Genomic DNA, 20291 nt, shown 5'->3' with positions numbered 1-20291 from the left:
CAGGCACATCCACCTGGGCCTGGAAGGTCGGACGACTCAGCCACGGTCCCAGTCGATGGTGTAGGCCTTGGTCGGTGAGCAGTTGTTGGGGCGAAGGGCGCCCCGGTCCCGGCACACGCGGATCCTTGCTTTGCCCGTGTAGCGCTGAGCACCGTTCCAGTTCGAGTGGTGCAGGCGGACACTGCGCCCCTGCTTGCCGTAGTAGCGCAACCAGTCGTGGCCCTGGACCATGACCTCGACGTAGACGTTGTGCCGATCGTTAGCAGCAACGTCCGTGAGACGGCCCCACCATTCGAAGGCGCCATGATTGGTGCCGGGCGGGTTGAGCCGGTACCCCCCTTGGGTGAACGCGACGCCCTCCGACTCGAGATCCTGGATGACCCCCTGCCCCGGCGAAGCAAACGCCGTCACCGCCGCGCTGAGCACCAACCCAGCCGTCGCCAGCCCGAGCACTACCCTCTTCATGCCTACCTCCGTGATCACCAGGGGCCCCGAAAGCCACCGGTGATCACGGACTGTAATGCAATGAAAACAGAGAGAAACGATCTGCCTAGCCCATCACCACCACATCAGGTGATCGAAATCCAGACACCCGAAAACCGCCACCGCCGCTCAGGCCACCGGTCCCGTCCAGTGCTCGCTCCAGCCATACGCCCCACCCTCGGCCTGCCCCGCGTACGCGTACGCCCCCGGCACGTGGTCGAGATCGGCGTCGGCGGTGACCCCAGGATTCTGGGAGCCGTACAGGCGCGTGTACACGCCCCCCAGGGACAGGAGTTCGTCGTGGTGGCCCGTTTCCACGATGTGGCCCTGGTCGATGACCAGGATGCGGTCCGCGGCCGGGGTGAGGGTGAGGTCGTGGGTGATCATGATGGTCGTGCGGCCCGTCATCAGGCGGCGCAGGGGGTCGATGATGCGGCGGGTGGCGATCGCGTCGAGGCCGGTCGTGGGTTCGTCGAGGACGAGGACGGGCGCGTCGCGCAGGACGGCGCGGGCGATGGCGAGGCGTTGGAGCTGGCCGCCGGAGAGGCGGGCCGTCCCGGGGTCGATGAGGGTGTCGTAGCCCTCGGGCAGCGCGGTGATGAAGTCGTGCGCGTCGGCCGCCCTCGCCGCGTCGACGATCGCCTGCTCGCTGGCGCCCGGCCGGCCGCAGGCGATGTTCGCGCGGACCGTGTCGTGCAGCACCAGCGTCTCCTGCGGGAGGAGGGTGATGTATTCGCGGAGGCGGTCCAGGGGGAAGTCGTGCAGGGGGACGCCGTCCAGGGTGATCGCTCCGGAACCCGGGTCGTAGAAGCGGAGGAGGAGTTTGGAGACGGTGGACTTGCCGGCGCCGCTCGGGCCGGTGATGACCACCAGTTCGCCGGGGTGTGCCGTGAAGAAGAGGTTCTCCACGGCGGGGCGGTCCGTGCCGGGGTAGCGGAAGGAGACGTCCGTCAGGGTGATCACGCCGTCGGGGCGGCCCGTCGGGCGGTCCTTCGGGGTCTCGGGGTCGGTCACCGCGGGGCGGGTGTCCAGGATTTCCACCAGGCGTTCCGCGCCCGCCGTCGCCGCGGTGATCAGCAGGCCCAGCTGGGCGAGGCCGCGGATGGGCGGGTAGAGGTAGCCGAGGAGTGCGGCGAAGGCCAGGAGCTGGCCCAGCGTCATCTGGCCCTCCGAGATCTCCCAGACTCCGATGCCGATCACGGCGAGGACGCAGACCGTCTCGATGACCTGCACCAGCTGGCTGTACGCCTGGTTGAGGCGGGCCGAGCGGACCGCCGCCCGGAACCACGCCGTCGCCTCCTGGCTCAGCCGGCGCCGCTCGGCGTCCTGACGGCCGTACGCCTGGGTGAGGACGAGGTTGCCGAGGGACTCCTCCACTACGGAGGTCACCGCGCCGTCGGCCACTCGGCCCTCCCGGGCGACCGCCCCGACCCCCGCGGAGAACTTCTTGGCCGCCAGCCAGAACAGCGGGGCCAGGACGAAGGTCGCCGCCGCCAGGTCCCAGCGCAGCCAGAACGCGGCCGCCGCGTAGAAGACGGTGCTGAAGAGGGCGGAGGCCGTGCCGATCAGGCCGGAGACGGCCATCTGTTCGATCGCCTCCACGTCGCCGGTGAGCCGGGAGAGCAGGTCTCCCTGGCGGTGGCGCTGGAAGAAGTGCGGCGGGAGCTTCTGCACATGGTCGAAGACGTGCTGGCGGAGCCGCATGACGAAGCGCTCCGAGACCCAGACCGCGAGCGAGCCTCCCGCGTAGCCGATGACCCCGCCCACCACGGCGATCAGGAGCCACTGGACCGCGGGGCCCCAGAAGGCGTCCAGTGAGCCCTTCTGCAGGGCGTTGTCGGTGAGGCTGCTGAACAGCAGGATCGCGGCGGTCTCGGCGAGCGCGCCCAGTACGGTGCACAGCCAGACCCCCACCAGCCAGCGCCGCAGCCCCTTGGTCATGGGCCAGAAGCGGCGGAAGGCGGCGCGAGGGGAGAGGGTGGGGGGAGAGGGGGGAGCAAGGGGGGTGTCGAAGGCCTCGGGTGCGGCGAAGTCGTCGTCTTCGGCGCCTGCGGCCGTGGCCGTGGCCTCGAAAGCACTTTCCTCGCCGTCCTCGTACGCGGCGGTTTTCGGAGTCAGGTAATCCGTCGGCTCCGGAGGATCTCGAAATATCGGCAAGCCGTATTCCGACATTTCCAGGCCCGCCGGGACATGCCGAGGAAATTCAATCCCTGGAGACTTCCGGGACGCGCGCATTACCTCTCCCCTCACACACGGCCGGGAGCGCGCTTGAACAAGGTATGAGCGAGGGCGCTGCCGCTTCGGTGACTTTGCCTAGTTGCCAGGTTCTTCGGGGTGGATCCACAGGCTGCGCACAACCCGGGAGGGCCGCCGGAGAACCGGCGACCCTCCCTTCCACCAGGCGTTCTACCCTCAGGCGCCGCGCTGCTGGGGCGCCGGATCACCGGGACGCGGGCGGCGGCGCTGCTGGGGCTGCGGGGGCGGGGGGACCTGGCCGGCGTTCGCGTTGGGGTTCGTGTTCGCGTTGCGGCGGGGGGTAAGCGGTGCGATCACCCTGAAGCTCATACCGACTCCTTCTGAGTTTCCAGTATCTGCGGGAAGGGGAATTCCGCACGGACGGATGGGGATCAGGGTCGTCACCCTGGGCGATCCCGCCGCCCGATGAGAAAGAACTTAACACGACCCATCAGAAGGGGAAGAGGAAAGTAAGAATTACGAGCCGGAAATGAAGCTGTGAAAACCTTGGGATTTCCTTGGCGTTGAATGGGAGATGCGGGCTGACCAGCGCGATCGACGACATAAGAGGGCGGCACCCCCGCACAGGGTGCCGCCCTCCTCTTGCGTGCCGGAGCCGCCGCCGATCGGTACTGAGGGTCGGGGACCGACGGCGACTCCGGGGTTCACAGGCCCCTCAGGGGCTCAGCGGTGGTCGCTGCCCTCCGACTGGGTGGCCGCGCGCCCCGCCTCCAGGCGGGCCACCGGGATGCGGAAGGGGGAGCAGGAGACGTAGTCGAGGCCCACCTCGTGGAAGAAGTGCACCGACTCGGGGTCGCCGCCGTGCTCGCCGCAGACGCCGAGCTTGAGGTCGGGGCGGGTCGCGCGGCCCGCCTGCGCCGCCGCCCTGACCAGGGAGCCGACGCCGTCCTTGTCGATCGTCTCGAAGGGGGAGACCCCGAAGATGCCCTTCTCCAGGTAGGCCGTGAAGAAGGAGGCCTCCACGTCGTCGCGGCTGAAGCCCCACACCGTCTGGGTGAGGTCGTTGGTGCCGAAGGAGAAGAACTCGGCGGCCTCGGCGATCTGGGCGGCCGTCAGCGCGGCGCGCGGCAGCTCGATCATGGTGCCGATCGACAGCTTCAGCGACACACCCGTGGCCGCCTCGACCTCGGCGACGACCTGGTCGGCCTCCTCGCGGACGATCTCCAGCTCCTGGACGGTGCCGACGAGCGGGATCATGATCTCCGCGCGCGGGTCGCCCTTGGCGTTCTTGCGCTCGGCGGCCGCCTCGGCGATGGCGCGGACCTGCATGGTGAACAGGCCGGGGATGACCAGGCCGAGCCGTACGCCGCGCAGGCCCAGCATCGGGTTCTGCTCGTGGAGGCGGTGGACGGCCTGGAGCAGGCGCAGCTCGTTCTCGTGCGGCTCCTGGCGGGACTCGGCGAGCGCCACGCGCACCGACAGCTCGGTGATGTCGGGCAGGAACTCGTGCAGCGGCGGGTCGAGGAGGCGGATGGTGACGGGCAGGCCGTCCATCGCCTCGAAGAGCTCGACGAAGTCCGTCTTCTGGAGCGGCAGGAGCTGCTTGAGGGACTCCTCGCGCTCGGCCTCGGTGTCCGCGAGGATCAGGCGCTCGACCAGCTCACGGCGGTCGCCGAGGAACATGTGCTCGGTGCGGCACAGGCCGATGCCCTGGGCGCCGAAGCGGCGGGCGCGCAGCGCGTCCTCGGCGTTGTCGGCGTTGGCGCGCACGCGCAGCCGGCGCTTGCGGTCGGCGAAGGCCATGATCCGGTGGACGGCCTCGACCAGTTCGTCGGCGTCGTCGGCGCCGGCGTGCATCCGGCCCTCGAAGTACTCCACGACGGGGGACGGGACGGCCGGGACCTCGCCCAGGTAGACCTTGCCGGAGGAGCCGTCGATGGAGATGACGTCGCCCTCCTCCACCACGTGTCCGCCGGGGACCGTCATCCGGCGGCGCTTGGTGTCGACCTCGAGCTCCTCGGCGCCGCAGACACAGGTCTTGCCCATGCCGCGGGCGACGACGGCCGCGTGGGAGGTCTTGCCGCCGCGGGAGGTCAGGATGCCCTCGGCCGCGATCATGCCGTCGAGGTCGTCGGGGTTGGTCTCCCGGCGGACCAGGATGACCTTCTCGCCCGAGCGGGACCACTTCACGGCGGTGTACGAGTCGAAGACCGCCTTGCCGACGGCCGCGCCCGGGGAGGCCGCGATGCCCCGGCCGACCTTCTCCACCTTCGCTTCCTCGTCGAAGCGGGGGAACATCAGCTGGGCGAGCTGGGCGCCGTTGACGCGCTGGAGCGCCTCGGTCTCGTCGATCAGGCCCTGGTCGACGAGCTGGGTGGCGATGCGGAAGGCGGCGCCCGCGGTGCGCTTGCCGACCCGGGTCTGGAGCATCCACAGCTGGCCGCGCTCGATGGTGAACTCGATGTCGCAGAGGTCCTTGTAGTGGTTCTCCAGCGTCTCCATGATGCCGAGGAGCTGGTCGTAGGACTTCTTGTCGATCTGCTCCAGCTCGGCGAGCGGGACGGTGTTGCGGATGCCCGCGACGACGTCCTCGCCCTGGGCGTTCTGGAGGTAGTCGCCGTAGACGCCCTGGTGGCCGGAGGCGGGGTCGCGGGTGAAGGCGACACCGGTGCCGGAGTCGGGGCCCAGGTTGCCGAAGACCATGGAACAGACGTTGACCGCCGTGCCGAGGTCGCCGGGGATGCGTTCCTGGCGGCGGTAGAGCTTGGCGCGGTCGGTGTTCCAGGAGTCGAAGACCGCCTTGACGGCGAGGTCCATCTGCTCGCGCGGGTCCTGCGGGAAGTCCCGGCCGGCCTCGGTCTTGACGATCTTCTTGAAGCGGGTGACCAGCTTCTTGAGGTCGGCCGCCTCCAGCTCGGTGTCGACGGTGACCTTCTTGGCGGCCTTCGCCGCGTCGAGGGCCTCCTCGAAGAGCTCGCCGTCGACGCCGAGGACCGTCTTGCCGAACATCTGGATGAGGCGGCGGTAGGAGTCCCAGGCGAAGCGGTCGTCGCCGGCCTGCCGGGCGAGGCCCTGGACCGACTTGTCGGAGAGGCCGATGTTCAGGACCGTGTCCATCATGCCGGGCATGGAGAACTTGGCGCCCGAGCGGACGGAGACGAGCAGCGGGTCGTCGGCCTGGCCGAGCTTCTTGCCCATCCGCTCCTCGAGGGCGACGAGGTGCGCACTCACCTCGTCACGCAGTGCCGCCGGCTCCTCGCCGCTCTCCAGGTAGACCTTGCAGGCCTCGGTGGTGATGGTGAAGCCGGGCGGGACGGGGAGGCCGAGGTTGGTCATCTCGGCGAGGTTGGCGCCCTTGCCACCCAGGAGGTCCTTGAGGTCCTTGTTGCCCTCGGTGAAGTCGTAAACGAACTTCGCCACGTGGGGTTCTTTGTTTTCCGACACGGGTCTCGACTCCTCGAGGACGCGGTGGCTGCCCTGACGGCGAGGAACATACCCAGATCGAAGGCGCCTGGGTACGTCCACTTGTGCGTCATGCGCCCGTAACCGGTCGTCCGCCAGTGGATCGAAAGTCAAAGCTTGGCAAGCGAAGACCGGCGTATGTTTTCACTTCTTGAAGACAGTGGTGTCCATGGGTGCAGTTTTCCGCTCAGATGAGCAGCCGTCTCTCACATCTGATTTCGATCGATGAACGATCAAGGGGTGGCACCCAGTGCCACCCCTTGGAGAAGTGCATTCGATCCATGATCCGCTCATCTGAGCATTACCCCCCTCAAGGGTGGCGAGAATCACGCTGTCGCCGCGGCTCGGATTTCACCATCCGGACGCACCGCGGTGCACTCACGAGCGTCCCTCAGACCCCCAGGGCCAGCAACCGCTCCTCCACCCGCTCGGGCGCGTACAGGTGCTCCACGACCAGCGCACCCGCTCCCACCAGCCCCGCCCGCTCCCCCAGCCGCGAGGTCACCACGTCCAGATGGGCGGTGGAGCGGGGCAGCGCCCGCTGGTAGAGCAGCTCGCGCACCCCGGTGAGGAAGGGGGTGCCCGCCAGGTCCCCGGCGATCATCAGCACACCGGGGTTCAGCAGGGTCACGACCGTCGCCAGGACGTCCCCCACCTGGCGCCCCGCCTCCCGCGCCAGCGCCGCAGCGCCCGGGTGCCCGGCCGCCAGCAGGTCCCGCACGTCCGAGCCGGAGGCCGCCGGCACCCCGGTCTCCGCCAGCCTGCGGGCCACGGCACCACCACTGGCCACGGCGGCGAGGCAGCCGTAGGAGCCGCACCGGCACAGCGCCTCGGCGCCCACCCGGATGTGTCCGATGTCCCCGGCGCCCCCGTCGATCCCGCGGAAGACCGAGCCGTTCACCACGACCCCGGCGCCGATGCCCGTCGAGACCTTGACCAGGACGAACGCCGAGCAGTCGGGGTGGCCGGTGCGCTGTTCGCCGTACGCCATCAGGTTCGCGTCGTTGTCGACGAGGACGGGCACCCCGGCGGCGCCGGTGCGCTCGGTGAACGCCCTGGCCAGGCGGCCCCGTATGTCGTAGCCGTCCCAGCCGGGCATCATCGGCGGCTGCACCACCCGGCCCGTCTCGCTGTCCACCGGGCCGGGCACGGCGAGGCCGATGCCGCAGACCTCCTGCGCCCGGTGGCCCGCCTTCTCCAGCAACTCGGCGAACCAGCCGCCCAGTTCGCCGAGAACGAGGTCGGGGCCGTCCTCGATGGCCAGCGTGCCGGAGTGCTCCGCGAGGATCTCTCCGGTCAGGGACAGCACGGCCGCGCGGGCGTGCCGGGTGTCCAGGTCGGCGGCGAGCACGACCGCGTGGTCGTCGTCGAACTCCAGCGTGATCGAGGGGCGGCCGCCCTGCGGCGAGCCGACCGGCCCACCGGCGCCCTCGCGCAGCCAGCCCGCCCGGAACAGCCGGTCCAGACGCTGTCCGACCGTCGCCCGGGAGAGGCCCGTCACCTGTTGCAGGGCACCGCGTGTCGTCGCCCGCCCACTGCGTACCAGTTCGAGCAGTTCTCCGGCGCTGGCCTGACCACCCGCCCTGCCGGTCCGTCCCGGACGCCCAGTCATGCGCACCCCCTTGTGCTTCTCAAGCTTGCATTACATATTGAGTTTTGCGTGTTAAATAGACGTAACCCTACGGTAGCCCCTGCCGAACCAGGGGGCCGCCTTGACGTCTTTCGGGGAGCCCCGAGTGGATCGCACCGCCCAGCTCATCGCCGACCCGGCGGAGTTCACCGCCGTATACGATCCGGCCGCCCCGCCGGGTCCGCCGCACCTCAGAGCGGTGCGCGACGGTGCGGTGGAGGTGCTGGAGGGCAACTGGACGGGCACGTCGACGGTGCCCTCGCGCCGGCTGTACCCGCACCAGTGGTCCTGGGACTCGGCGTTCGTCGCGATCGGTCTGCGGCATGTCTCGCCGCTGCGGGCGCAGACCGAGCTGGAGACCCTGCTGGCCGCCCAGTGGGGCGACGGGCGCATCCCGCACATCGTCTTCAACCCCTCCGTGCCGCTCGACGCCTACTTCCCGAGCCCCGACTTCTGGCGCTCCTCGACCGCGGGGCGCGCTGCGGGCGCCCCGCGCACCGTACAGACCTCGGGCATCGTGCAGCCACCGGTGCACGCGCTCGCGGCCTGGCTGGTGCACCGCGCCGACCCGGGGCTGTCCCGGGCGCGGGGCTTCCTGGCCCGGGTCTACCCACGGCTGGCCGCCTGGCACCGCTATCTGCTGCACCGCCGCGATCACGGCGGGGCCGGGCTCGTCTCCATCGTCCACCCCTGGGAGCAGGGGATGGACAACGCGCCGAGCTGGGACGCCCCGCTGGCCCGGGTCACCCCGGCGCCGGCCCGCTCCTTCCGGCGCGCCGACCTCGACCACGGGGCGGCCGAGGACCGGCCGACGGACCTCGACTACGGGCGGTACGTCCGGCTCGCGGCGGACTACCGGGACGCCGGGTACGCCGACGGGCGGGGCGAGTTCGCGGTGGAGGATCCTTCCTTCAACGCGCTGCTCATCGCCTCCGAGCACGCCCTCGCCCGGATCGCGCGCGAGCTGGGGGCGACGGCGACCGCCCGGCACGCACGCGCCGAACGGCTCACGGCGGCACTCGTGGACCGGCTGTGGGACCCGGCGGAGGGCATGTTCTTCTGCCGGGACGTACACGGCACCGAGGTCCCGGCGCGCGAGCACGGGGGCGGTCCGATCCGCGAGCACGAGGGCGCTCCGATCCGCGAGCGCGGGGTCTCCGGGCTGGTCCCGCTGATCCTGCCGGATCTGCCGCGCGAGGTGGCGGCGGCCGTCGTCCGCACGCTCGGGGGCCCGCACTTCGGGGTCGGTACGACGACCCGTCTCGTCCCCAGCTACGACCTGCTCGGCGAGGCCTTCGACCCGCACCGCTACTGGCGCGGCCCGGCCTGGTTCAACACCGCCTGGCTCCTGGAGCGCGGCCTGCGGCTGCACGGCCGTCCCGCGGACGCGGACACCCTGCGCCGTGCCGTCCTGGACACCGCGCTCACCTCGGACTTCGCCGAGTACGTCGATCCGTACACCGGCGAGGCCTGCGGCGCGACCGGCTTCAGCTGGACCGCCGCGCTCACGCTCGACCTGCTCCACCAGCACACCGCGACCGACAAGGGAGGGGACCGGGGATGACGGACCGGCATCATCTGCTCGTGTACGGCGGGACGTTCGCCGCCGTCGGCGAGCGCGGGGACATCAGCGGGGTACGGGGCGCCGGCTCCGCCCCGCAGGGGCTGTTCGTCCGGGACGCCCGGCACCTCAGCCGCTGGCAGCTGACGGTGGACGGCGCGGTGCCGGAGGAACTCGCGCCGGTCGCGGGCGGGGACACCACCCGCTGTGTGCTCGTCCCGCGCGGCGGGCGCGACGAGCCGCCGTCCTGCACGCTCTTCCGTGAACAGGCCGTCGGGGACTGCTCGTTCGTGGAGTCGGTGCGGGTCGTCGGCAACCGGCCCGTGCCGACCACGGTGCGGCTCGCGCTGACCGTGGACGCGGACTTCACGGACCAGTTCGAGCTGCGCTCCGACCACCGTACGTACGCCAAGACGGGCGCCGTCCGCCGCCGCGAGGTCCTCGACGACGGCGTGGAGTTCGGCTACCGGCGCGGGGAGTGGCGGTCCTGTACGACGGTGACCGCCGAACCCGCCCCGGACGCCGTCGAGGAGACCGGCACCGGCGCCCGCCGACTCGTGTGGACGCTGGACCTGGAGGCGCACGGCAGCGCCGAACTGATCCTGCGCGTGATGGCCCGGCCGCATGGCGAGAAACGTGCGCTGCGGGTTCCCCGCTCCCCTTCTGCAATGGCTGAAAAGCTTCTTGCGTATGAGGGCGAGTTCATGGAAGGTGTCGCTTTTCCCACGGAATGGCCCGAACTGGCGACCGCCTGTGTTCGAGGGCTCGCCGACCTCGCCACGCTCCAGGTCCAGGCGACGGGCACGGAGAGTGAGGAGCTGCGGGTGCCGGCCGCCGGAGCGCCGTGGTTCCTCGCCCTCCTCGGCCGCGACGCCCTCCTCACCTCCCTCTTCGCGCTCCCCTACCGTCCCCGGCTGGCCGCCGCCACGCTGTCGGCCCTCGCCGCCACCCAGGCGACCGAGTCCCACGCGCCGTCGGTGGCCCAGCCCGGCAAGATCGTCCACGAGGTGCGGCACGGCGAGCTGGCCCACTTCGGGCAGGTGCCGTACGGCCGCTACTACGGCTCGGTCGACGCGACCCCGCTCTTCCTCGTCGTCCTCGGCGCGTACGTCGAACAGACCGGCGACACCGCACTGGCCCGCCGGCTGGAGCCGCACGCCCGCGCGGCGATCGCCTGGATGCTCGACCACGGCGGACTGACCACCCGCGGCTATCTGATCTACCGCGCCGACCAGGGCGGGCTCGCCAACCAGAACTGGAAGGACTCCCCCGGCTCCATCTGCTCCGCCGACGGCACCCGCGCCACCGGGGCGGTGATGGCGGCGGGGGCGCAGGGGTACGCGTACGACGCGCTGCGCCGCACGGCGTGGGTGGCGCGCACGGTGTGGGAGGACACCACGTACGCCGCCCTCCTCGAACAGGCGGCCGCCGATCTGCGCGACCGCTTCCAGCGGGACTTCTGGATGCCGGAGCACGCGTTCCCGGCGCTGGCGCTGGACGGGGCGGGCCGCCAGGTCGACGCGCTGGCCTCGGACGCCGGGCATCTGCTGTGGTCGGGGCTGCTGGACAAGGAGTACGGCGAGGTCGTCGGGCGGCGGTTGCTGGAACCCGACTTCTTCTCGGGCTGGGGCGTCCGCACGCTCGCCGCCGGGCAGCCGGCGTACCACCCGCTCTCCTACCACCGCGGTTCGGTCTGGCCGCACGACAACGCGCTGATCACGCTGGGGCTCGCGCGGTACGGCCTGCACGACGAGGCCCGTACGGTCGCCCGGGCGCTGGTCGACGCGGCGACGGCGACCGGGCACCGGCTCCCCGAGGTGCTCGCCGGCTACGGCCGTGACACGCACGCCGAACCGGTTCCCTACCCGCACGCGTGCGTACGGGAGTCCCGTGCGGCGGCTGCCCCGTTGGCGCTGCTCACGGCGGTCGGCGGGGCGTAGCGGGGCCCGGCCGGGGTGCTTGGCCCGACGTTTGCACGGTGTTTGCCGACCGCTGGCCGAGGGGGCTGAACACGGGCCGGGGGCAGGCCGTACGAAACTGAGGCGGATCCGGCTTCTCGCGCCGGGTCCGCCGAACACCGGGCTTCGTACGGAAGGACCCTCGGGTGCCTGTCTCCACTCACTCCACCCAGCCAACGGCTCCGGAAGACCCCGAGGCCACCGACGTGCCCTCCCCCGCCCCCGAGAAACGCACGGCCACGCCGGAACCGACGGCCGCTCAGGAACGTGCGGGGGGCGGGGAGTCGGGTGAGGCCGAGGGCCTGCCCGAGGCCGAGGCGGCGACGGAGGCTGGGGAGTCCGTGGCCTCCGGCGGGACCGAGGTCCGTACGGAGAGCCCGGCCGGTGGGGAACCGGCGGAGCCGGAGCCGGAGCCGGAGCCTGCCGAGGGTTCCGTGAAGGAGACCTCGGCGGACCCCGCGGACGCGGAGCCCCCGGCCCCCGCGGCCGAAGCCGACGCCGACGCCCCGGCCCTCGACACCGAGAGCACAGAGAACACCGAGAGCACCGAGAACACCGAGAGCACCGAGACCCCCCTCAAGGCTCGTATCGCCTATCTGCGGGCCTGGCGGGGGCGGCATCCCGGGGTCGCCCGGGGGGTGTGGTGGGCGGTGACGGTGTTGTCGCTCGTGTTGGTGATCGGGGCGTTGCTGCTGCCGAACCGGATGGCCGCGTTGCAGGTGAACCGGTTCGTCCGGCTGCCGGGTGAGGCGATCATCGGGGCGGCGGTGACGCTCGCGCTCCCGCGCAGGCCGCGCATCGCGCTGGCGGCGCTCGGCGGTGCGGTGCTCGGCGCGCTGACCGTGCTGAACCTGCTCGACATCGGTTTCATGGAGTACCTGGGCCGGGACTTCAACCTGGTCCTGGACTGGGGTCTGCTGAGCGACGCGCAGTCGTATCTCGTGGACACCCTGGGGCAGACGACCGCCCGCGCGGCGGCGGTCGGTGTCGCCCTGCTCGTCGTCCTCGTGATCACGGTGACGGCGCTGGCGACGGTCCGGCTGAGCAACATCCTGGTCCGCGACCCCCGCAGGGCCACCCGTGGCACCCTGATCGCGGGCACCGCCTGGATCACCTGCTCGGTCCTGGGCTTCCAGTTCGCCGGTATCCCGGTCGCCTCCGACCGTGTGGCGAACCGGCTCCAGTCCGAGGCCCGCCAGGTGCGGGACACCCTCCGGGACGAGGCCGCGTTCGGCAAGGAGACCCGCAGCGACACCTTCGGCAACACCCCCGCCGACCAGCTCGTGCCCGATCTGCGCGGCAAGGACATGATCTTCACGTTCATCGAGAGCTACGGCCGCAGCGCCATCGAGGACCCGATCATGTCCCCCGGCGTGGACGCCACCCTCCAGGCCCGCACCGAGGCCCTCGCGAAGGCCGGCTTCCACGCGAAGAGCGGCTGGCTGACCTCGGCGACGTACGGCGGCAGCAGCTGGCTCGGCCACTCCACCACCCTGTCCGGGCTCTGGGTCGACAACCAGCAGCGCTACCGCACGGTGATGGCCAGCGACCACCTGTCCCTGACCAAGGTGTTCAAGAAGACCGGCGCCTGGGACACCGTCGGGGTCATGCCGGGCGTGCAGAAGGCCTGGCCGGAGGCGAAGTACTACGGCCTGGACAAGGTCTACAACGCCTTCAAGATGGGCTACCAGGGACCGAAGTTCAGCTGGTCGACGATGCCCGACCAGTACGCGCTGGAGGCGTTCCAGCAGCTGGAGCACTCCAAGGAGCGGGACAAGCCGCTGATGTCGGAGATCATCCTGACCTCCAGCCACCAGCCCTGGGCGCCGATCCCGAAGATGGTCGGCTGGGACGAACTGGGCGACGGCTCGGTGTTCAACGCCATCGAGGCGGCCGGCAACAAGGCGTCCGACGTCATCGCCGACGGCACCAAGTCCAAGGAGGAGTACGGCAAGTCGATCCAGTACTCGGTGACCGCGCTCACCGAGTGGCTGGAGCGCTACGGCACCGACGACACCGTCCTCGTCTTCCTCGGCGACCACCAGCCGATCGCCCGGGTCAGCGGCCAGAACGCCAGCCGGGACGTGCCGATCTCGATCGTGGCCAAGGACCCGAAGGTCCTCGACAAGATCGCGAGCTGGAACTGGACCGACGGTCTGCGGCCCGCCCACAACGCCCCGGTGTGGAAGATGAGTTCCTTCCGCGACCGCTTCCTGACGGCGTACGGCTCCACCATGCACCCCAAGAACGGCTGATCCCCCAAGAAGGGCTGATCGCCCGGGAGTTCAGCCGCCGGAGGTGTCCAGCTCCGCGTCCTCGCCGACGCCCGCGCAGTCGTACGGGTCCTTCAGCCAGCCGTCCGGCAGCACCACCCGGTTGTTGCCGGACGTCCGGCCGCGGGGCCCGTCGGCGCCGGCGGGCCAGGGCTGGTCGAGGTCCAACTCGTCCAGCCCGGAGCGGAGTTCCTCCAGCGAGGAAGTGATCGCGAGGCGCTTACGCATCTCGCTGCCGACCGCGAAGCCCTTGAGGTACCAGGCGACGTGCTTGCGGAAGTCGACGACCCCCTTGGACTCGTCGCCGATCCACTCGCCGAGCAGGGTGGCGTGCCGGACCATGACGTCGGCTACCTCCCGCAGCGGCGGCCTGCGGAGGTCGTCGTGGCGCCCCTCGAACGCGGCCACCAGGTCCGCGAACAGCCACGGCCGCCCCAGACAGCCGCGTCCGACGACCACCCCGTCGCAGCCGGTCTCGCGGACCATCCGCAGCGCGTCCCCGGCGGACCAGATGTCGCCGTTGCCGAGGACGGGGATCTCCGGGACGTGCTCCTTCAGCCGGGCGACGGCCTCCCAGTCGGCGGTGCCGCCGTAGTGCTGGGCGGCGGTGCGGCCGTGCAGCGCGATGGCGGTGACGCCCTCCTCCACGGCGATCCGGCCGGCGTCGAGGTAGGTGATGTGGTCGTCGTCGATGCCCTTGCGCATCTTCATCGTCACCGGGAGGTCCCCGGCGCCGGACACCGCCTCGCGCAGGATCGCGCGGAGCAGGTGGCGCTTGTAGGGGAGGGCCGAGCCGCCGCCCTTGCGGGTCACCTTCGGGACCGGGCAGCCGAAGTTCAGGTCGATGTGGTCGGCGAGGCCCTCCTCCGCGATCATGCGGACGGCCTTGCCGACGGTCGCGGGGTCGACGCCGTACAGCTGGATCGAGCGCGGCTTCTCCGTCGCGTCGAAGTGGATCAGCTGCATGGTCTTCTCGTTGCGCTCGACCAGCGCCCGGGTGGTGATCATCTCGCTCACGAACAGGCCCTTGCCGCCGCTGAACTCCCTGCACAGGGTGCGGAAGGGCGCGTTGGTGATACCGGCCATGGGGGCCAGGACTACGGGCGGCTGGACGGCGTGCGGGCCGATCCGCAGGGTCGTGTGCTGCGTGGGCGCGGTCGTGGACATTTCCCCATTCTCACGTACGGCACGCCGTGCGGGCCATATTCATTAGTTAGGCGTACTATTAACGCATGCCCGAGCTCAGCCCCCGCCGCCGTCGGCTCGTCCTCGCGATCTGCTGCATGAGCCTGCTGATCGTGAGCCTCGACACCACCGCCCTGAACGTCGCCCTGCCCGCGATGGAGCGCGATCTGCACGCCTCCACCGCCGGACTCCAGTGGACCATCGACGCCTACACCGTCGTCCTGGCCGCGCTGCTGATGCTCGCGGGCTCCACGGCCGACCGGATCGGCCGCCGCAAGGTCTTCATGGCGGGCCTGGTCGTGTTCTCGCTCGGCTCGCTGCTGTGCTCCCTCGCGCCCAGCCTGGACCTGCTGATCGCGGCCCGCATGGTGCAGGCGGTCGGCGGCTCGATGCTGAACCCGGTCGCCATGTCGATCATCACCAACACCTTCACCGACCCCCGGGAGCGGGCCCGGGCGATCGGGGTGTGGGGTGCGGTCGTGGGCATCTCGATGGCGGCCGGCCCGCTGCTCGGCGGGGCGCTGGTGGAGGCGGTGGGCTGGCGCGCGATCTTCTGGGTCAACCTCCCGGTCGGCCTCGCGGCGCTGCTCCTCACCCTCCGGTTCGTCCCCGAGTCCCGCGCCCCCCGGGCCCGCCGCCCCGACCCCGTCGGCCAGCTGCTGGTGATCGCGCTCTTCGGCTCGCTGACGTACGCGATCATCGAGGCGCCCGGCGCGGGCCTCGCGACCAGCGGCCCCTTCGCCGCCCTGGCCCTCGCCGCGCTCACCGGACTGCTGATCTACGAGCCGCGCCGCGCCGAACCCCTCATCGACCTGCGTTTCTTCCGCTCGGCGCCGTTCAGCGGGGCGACGGTGGTGGCGATCAGCGCGTTCGCGGCGCTGGGCGGGTTCCTGTTCCTGTCCACGCTCTACCTCCAGAACGTCCGCGGGCTGGACGCGCTGGACGCGGGTCTGTGGATGCTGCCGATGGCCGTCCCGATGTTCCTGTGCGCCCCGCTGTCGGGCCGGCTGGTGGGCAGCCGCGGTCCCCGGCTGCCGCTGGTCGTCGCGGGCCTGGCGATGACGGCGAGCGCGCTGCTGTTCGCCGTCCTCGACGCGGAGACCTCGAACGTCACGCTGTTCCTCGGCTACACCCTCTTCGGGATCGGCTTCGGCTTCGTGAACGCGCCGATCACCAACACGGCGGTCTCCGGGATGCCCCGCAGCCAGGCCGGGGTGGCGGCGGCGGTCGCCTCCACCAGCCGGCAGCTGGGGCAGACCCTCGGCGTCGCGGTGGTCGGCGCGGTGCTGGCGGCGGGCGTGAGCGTGACGTCGTACCGCGAGACGTTCGTCGCCGCCGCCGTCCCCGGCTGGTGGATCCTCACCGCCTGCGGCCTCCTCGTCCTCGCCCTCGGCGCCCTGACCACCGGCCCCTGGGCCCGCCGCACGGCGGAGCGGACGGCCCGCCGCCTGGAGGAGGGGACGCAGGACGTCAAAGGGGCTGCGGCGGGTGTGAACGCCTGACCGCCGAGACGCCGTAACGCTTCCCGGGCCCCGTACCAAGTACGGGTGTGGCCGAGGAGAGGGAGGCGTCCGTGGCGGACGGGGAACGGGCGGGGAACGGGCTCTTAGCGGGGTTCGAGGAGTTCTACCGGCGGCATGTGGACGCGGTGACGCGGTTCGTGGCGCGGCGGGTCGACGACCCGCACACGGCGGCCGATCTGACGGCCGAGATCTTCCTGGCCGTGCTCGACTCGGCCCACACCTACCGGCCGGGCCTCGGCAGCGAGACGGCCTGGCTGTACGGCATCGCGCGCAACGTCGTCTCCTCGGAGCGGCGGCGGGTCGCGCGGGAGGCGGAGCGGGACCGGCGGTTCTCGGGGCGCCGGCTGCTGGAGGCGGACGACATCGTCCGGCTGGAGGACAAGCTCGACGCGGAGAGCCCGGGCCGCCGACTGCTGGCCGCGCTGTCCCGGCTGCCCGAGGGGGAACGGGCGGTGATCGAGCTGGTCGCGGTGGACCAGCTGACGGTCACGGAGGCGGCCGCCGCGCTCGGCATCCGCCAGGTCACGGCCCGGGTCCGGCTGCACCGGGCCCGCAAGGCGCTGCGCGCGGAGGCGGAGACCGGGACGGGGACGTCGGCGGAGATGTCGTTGCTGCACGTGGTGGGAGGAGAGGCATGAGCGCGCGGGAGAGCTTCGAGGACCGGCTGCTGGCGGAGCTGAAGCGGGAGATCGAGCTGCGGGAGGAGCCGGTGCCGGTTCCCGGTCCGCGGCGGGTCCTCACCCGGCGCCGGGTCTCGCTCGGGCTGGCGGCCTGTGCCGTCGCGGTGGCGGTCGCGGTGCCGGGGTCGGCGGGTGGGTCGCGGGCGTATGCGGTGGAGCGGCATGGTGACGGGAGTGTGACGCTCACCCTCAAGGAGGCGGGCATCGACGTCGAGGACCGGCAGGCGCTGACGCACGTCCTGAGCAAGGACGACATCGAGGTGGTGGAGTGGGGGCCCAGGGCTGTCCCCCTCTCCTGCGTGGAAGCGGCCGGAGGGGTCTCGGTCATCGCGGTGGACAAGTCCGGCCGCCCCACGACCATCCGGAGCTGGCGGCGCCCCGTGGTCCTGCACCCCGGCGACAAGGTCACCCTGTGCCCGTCCTCCCGCTGAACATCCCGTACAGCCTCTCCAAACGCGCCCGGCTCTCCTCGTCCACCGGTGTGTACGACACCAGCCGGGCCCCGTGGTCCGGGCTGAGCCACAGGTCGGTGTGGTGCAGGGTGAGGAGGCCGACGTACGGGTTGCGGAACTGCTTGATCTTGGTGCGGTTGACGACGACCTCGTAGCGCTCCCAGTTCTCGCGGAACTCCGGTGACTCCGTCTGGAGCCGCTTGACCAGCATCTTCCAGGCCGGCTCGGAGAGATGCCCGGCCATGGAGGCGCGCAGCTTGGCCGCCATCAGCCGCATGGTCTCCTCGAGGTGGACGATCGCGGCCCGCCAGTCGGGGTGGGTGTGGACGAGGAGCATGCAGTTGCGGTCCTCGGGCGGGATCGCGTCGAGGTCGCGGAACAGCCGGGCGTACGTGCGGTTGTAGGCGAGGATGTCGTAGCGGCTGTTCTGGACGCAGGCGGGCAGCGGGTCGAGCTGGTCCAGGGTCATGCGCACGGCCTCGGTGACGCCCTCGCAGTTCGCGGCGGGCGTCGGATCGGTGGCGCCGGCCAGCTGGAAGAGGTGGGCGCGTTCAGGGGCGTCCAGCATGAGGGTGCGGGCGAGGGCGTCCAGGACCTGCACGGAGACATGGATGTCCCGGGCCTGTTCGAGCCAGGTGTACCAGGTGACGCCCACCGCCGAGAGATGGGCGACCTCCTCGCGGCGCAGCCCCGGTGTACGGCGGCGGGCGCCGCGCGGCAGGCCGACCTGCTCGGGGGTGATCCGCTCACGGCGGCTGCGCAGGAAGGCGGCGAGTTCGTGCCGCCGTATCTCCGAGCCGGAGCCGCCTGCCGCCGGAGGGGTGAGCGCGGTCTCCTGGGCCATCGTCGTCATGCCTCCAGCCTGCCGCGGCCCGGACCCTGTTTCCAGGTAGTGCTGCTACCAGGATAAGAACACTCTGGTACCCGTCTGGGGCGCGGCGCAGGCTCGGGGGCGTGACCCAGTCAACGACCACCACCGTCCCGCCGGGCGCCCGCACCGCGGCACCGGCCCGCCCCCTCGGCCCCCTCGGCCTGTTCACCGTGCTGCTCGGTGCGGCACTCCCCCTCATCGACTTCTTCATCGTCAACGTGGCCCTGCCGACCATGGGCCGGGACCTGGCCGCGAGCGAGTCCGTCCTGGAGCTCGTCGTCGCCGGGTACGGGGTCGCGTACGCCGTGCTGCTGGTCCTCGGGGGCCGGCTCGGCGATCTCTTCGGCCGGCGCCGGCTGTTCCTGGGCGGCATGGCGGCCTTCGGGCTGACCTCGCTGGCCTGCGGGCTCGCCCCCGACGCGTGGTCGCTGGTCGTGGCGCGGGTCGCGCAGGGCGCCTCGGCCGCCGCGATGGTCCCGCAGGTCCTCGCCACCATCCAGTCGTCCACGGAGGGTCCGCGCCGGGCCCGGGCGATGAGCCTCTACGGCGCCACGGCCGGCCTGTCCATGGTGGCGGGCCAGATCCTGGGCGGCGTCCTCGTCGCGGCGGACATCGCCGGCAGCGGCTGGCGCTCGGTGTTCCTGGTGAACGTGCCCGTGGTCGTCGTGGGCCTCGTCCTGGCCCTGCGGACCGTCCCCGAGACCCGCTCCCCGCACCCGGAGCCGGTGGACGGCCCCGGCACCGTCCTGCTCGCCGCCGCCCTGCTGGCGCTGCTCGCCCCGTTGACCGAGGGCCGGGCGGCCGGCTGGCCGCTGTGGACGTGGCTGTCGCTGGCCGCGTTCCCGCTGGTGGCGGCGGCGTTCTACGGCGTCGAGCGGCGCGCCGACCGGCTCGGCCGGACGCCGCTCGTCCCGCCGAGCCTGCTCGCGCTCACCACGCTGCGGCGCGGGCTGACCATCATGGCGCCGCTCGCGGTGGGGTTCAGCGGGTTCATGTTCGTGGTGGCGCTGGCGTTGCAGAGCGGGGCCGGGCTGGGCCCGGTCCGGGCCGGTCTGGCGCTCGCGCCGATGGCCGTGGCGTTCTTCCTCGCCTCGCTCGCCGGTCCCCGGCTGGTGGCCCGGTTCGGGTCGCGGGTGGTGACGGCGGGGGCGGTGCTCCAGGGCGTCGGTGTGCTGCTGATCCTGCTGACGGTCCACGCCGACTGGCCCGACGTCGGTGTCCTGGAGCTGCTGCCGGGCACGGCGGTGGCGGGCGCCGGGCAGGCCTTCCAGCTCCCGGTCGTCATGCGGCTGGTGATGTCCGAGGTGCCGCCGGCCCGGGCGGGTGTGGGCAGCGGGATGATGGTGACCACCCAGCAGGCCTCACTGGCCCTGGGCGTGGCCACCCTCGGCACCCTCTTCCTCTCCCTGGTCCCGGGGTCGGGCATGCAGGACGCGCTCGTGACGACGCTGGCCGTGCAGATGGCGGGGGTGGTGGTGACGGGCCTGCTGAGCCTGCGCCTGCCCCGCAGGATCGGCTGACCCGGAGCCGCCGACCCGAAGCGGCTGACGCCGATCGGCCGACGCGCAACGGCCGACGCGGAGCCGCCCACGCGGAACGGCCGACGCGGAACGACCGACGCGGAGCCGCCGACCCGGTCGGTCACCGGGAGAGAACGGCTTGGTCAACTCACGCCCGGACGTCCCCCGTTGCCGTCGCCCGTGCTGCACACTCCTTGCTGGCCGAGGTTCGCCCGGACAGGGACGCGGGAGGCGTCGTGGCGCAGATCGACGAGAGCAAGGTGAGCCGCTGGGACGGGCACGGGCGTGAGCATGTCGTCCGGGTGCGGCGGGCGGGGGTACAGCGCACCATCGAGTGCGACACGTGCGGCTGGCGCAAGGGTGCCCAGTTCCTGCCCTGGCTGAAGGCGGCCGACCATCTCGCCGAGGCCCACCAGGCGACGGTGGACCCGACGGAGGGACGGACCGGCGACGCGCGGCGATGAGTTCCGGGCGCGCGGGGAGTCGTAGGAGGCACA

The 20291-nt window shown here is 71.7% G+C and carries 15 protein-coding genes; 8 read left to right on the top strand and 7 right to left on the bottom strand.

All coding sequences use genetic code 11. From position 1 onward, the window contains the following. Positions 1 to 36 precede the first annotated feature (36 nt). The 5 genes from ABZ490_RS00890 to ABZ490_RS00870 all read right to left on the bottom strand — a co-directional run bounded on the left by ABZ490_RS00890 (position 37) and on the right by ABZ490_RS00870 (position 7753). On the bottom strand, positions 37 to 465 hold the full coding sequence (locus ABZ490_RS00890; RefSeq protein WP_358982500.1) for a hypothetical protein: 429 nt from the start codon (positions 463 to 465) through the stop codon (positions 37 to 39). A 147-nt stretch (positions 466 to 612) separates the two neighbouring features. Then, the gene (locus ABZ490_RS00885; protein WP_358982498.1) at positions 613 to 2424 is read right to left on the bottom strand and encodes an ABC transporter ATP-binding protein; all 1812 of its coding nucleotides are present in this window, start codon (positions 2422 to 2424) and stop codon (positions 613 to 615) included. Positions 2425 to 2895: 471 nt separating this feature from the next. Continuing rightward, entirely contained in the window at positions 2896 to 3048 is a 153-nt protein-coding gene (locus ABZ490_RS00880) for a hypothetical protein (RefSeq protein WP_358982496.1), read from the bottom strand. 354 nt (positions 3049 to 3402) lie between these two features. Then, complete coding sequence (gene ppdK / locus ABZ490_RS00875; protein WP_358982494.1) at positions 3403 to 6123, bottom strand: pyruvate, phosphate dikinase; 2721 nt, start codon at positions 6121 to 6123, stop codon at positions 3403 to 3405. A 409-nt stretch (positions 6124 to 6532) separates the two neighbouring features. After that, entirely contained in the window at positions 6533 to 7753 is a 1221-nt protein-coding gene (locus ABZ490_RS00870; protein ID WP_358982492.1) for an ROK family protein, read from the bottom strand. Between the two features lie 124 nt (positions 7754 to 7877). Here ABZ490_RS00870 and ABZ490_RS00865 point away from each other — a divergent pair, with 124 nt between their 5' ends. From ABZ490_RS00865 to ABZ490_RS00855, 3 genes are all read left to right on the top strand, one after another. After that, positions 7878 to 9335, top strand: coding sequence for a hypothetical protein (locus tag ABZ490_RS00865; protein WP_358982490.1), 1458 nt, complete (start codon positions 7878 to 7880; stop codon positions 9333 to 9335). Next, positions 9332 to 11272, top strand: a complete 1941-nt coding sequence (locus ABZ490_RS00860) for a glycogen debranching N-terminal domain-containing protein (RefSeq protein WP_358982487.1) — start codon at positions 9332 to 9334, stop codon at positions 11270 to 11272. The genes ABZ490_RS00865 and ABZ490_RS00860 overlap by 4 nt, the downstream gene beginning before the upstream one ends. 605 nt (positions 11273 to 11877) lie before the next feature. Then, on the top strand, positions 11878 to 13545 hold the full coding sequence (locus tag ABZ490_RS00855) for a CDP-alcohol phosphatidyltransferase (RefSeq protein ID WP_358982948.1): 1668 nt from the start codon (positions 11878 to 11880) through the stop codon (positions 13543 to 13545). A 30-nt stretch (positions 13546 to 13575) separates the two neighbouring features. Here ABZ490_RS00855 and dusB read toward each other — a convergent pair whose 3' ends face one another. Beyond that, the gene (gene dusB, locus ABZ490_RS00850) at positions 13576 to 14730 is read right to left on the bottom strand and encodes a tRNA dihydrouridine synthase DusB (protein ID WP_358982485.1); all 1155 of its coding nucleotides are present in this window, start codon (positions 14728 to 14730) and stop codon (positions 13576 to 13578) included. A 65-nt stretch (positions 14731 to 14795) separates the two neighbouring features. Between dusB and ABZ490_RS00845 the strand changes: the two genes are divergently transcribed. From ABZ490_RS00845 to ABZ490_RS00835, 3 genes are all read left to right on the top strand, one after another. Continuing rightward, entirely contained in the window at positions 14796 to 16250 is a 1455-nt protein-coding gene (locus ABZ490_RS00845; protein WP_358982483.1) for an MFS transporter, read from the top strand. Positions 16251 to 16321: 71 nt separating this feature from the next. After that, positions 16322 to 16909, top strand: coding sequence for an RNA polymerase sigma factor (locus ABZ490_RS00840; protein ID WP_358982946.1), 588 nt, complete (start codon positions 16322 to 16324; stop codon positions 16907 to 16909). After that, a complete protein-coding gene (locus ABZ490_RS00835) occupies positions 16906 to 17382 on the top strand; it encodes a hypothetical protein (protein ID WP_358982480.1) in 477 nt (158 codons plus the stop codon). The genes ABZ490_RS00840 and ABZ490_RS00835 overlap by 4 nt, the downstream gene beginning before the upstream one ends. Here the strand turns inward: ABZ490_RS00835 and ABZ490_RS00830 are convergent. Then, positions 17357 to 18256: a helix-turn-helix transcriptional regulator gene (locus tag ABZ490_RS00830; protein ID WP_358982478.1), complete on the bottom strand. Its 900-nt coding sequence runs from the start codon at positions 18254 to 18256 to the stop codon at positions 17357 to 17359. The two genes, ABZ490_RS00835 and ABZ490_RS00830, sit on opposite strands and share 26 nt — an antisense overlap. A 101-nt stretch (positions 18257 to 18357) precedes the next feature. Between ABZ490_RS00830 and ABZ490_RS00825 the strand changes: the two genes are divergently transcribed. Both ABZ490_RS00825 and ABZ490_RS00820 read left to right on the top strand, forming a co-directional pair. Further along, positions 18358 to 19794 (top strand): MFS transporter, encoded by a 1437-nt coding sequence (locus tag ABZ490_RS00825; protein ID WP_358982476.1) that lies wholly within the window; start codon positions 18358 to 18360, stop codon positions 19792 to 19794. A 236-nt stretch (positions 19795 to 20030) separates the two neighbouring features. Next, on the top strand, positions 20031 to 20258 hold the full coding sequence (locus ABZ490_RS00820) for a hypothetical protein (protein ID WP_358982474.1): 228 nt from the start codon (positions 20031 to 20033) through the stop codon (positions 20256 to 20258). Positions 20259 to 20291 lie beyond the last annotated feature (33 nt).

Origin of the sequence: Streptomyces sp. NPDC005811 (assembly GCF_040630405.1) — a bacterium.
In the GTDB taxonomy this organism is placed as follows: domain Bacteria; phylum Actinomycetota; class Actinomycetes; order Streptomycetales; family Streptomycetaceae; genus Streptomyces.
The sequence above is the reverse complement of the archived record's forward strand: the minus strand, read 5'-3'. Positions and strand labels throughout refer to the sequence as shown.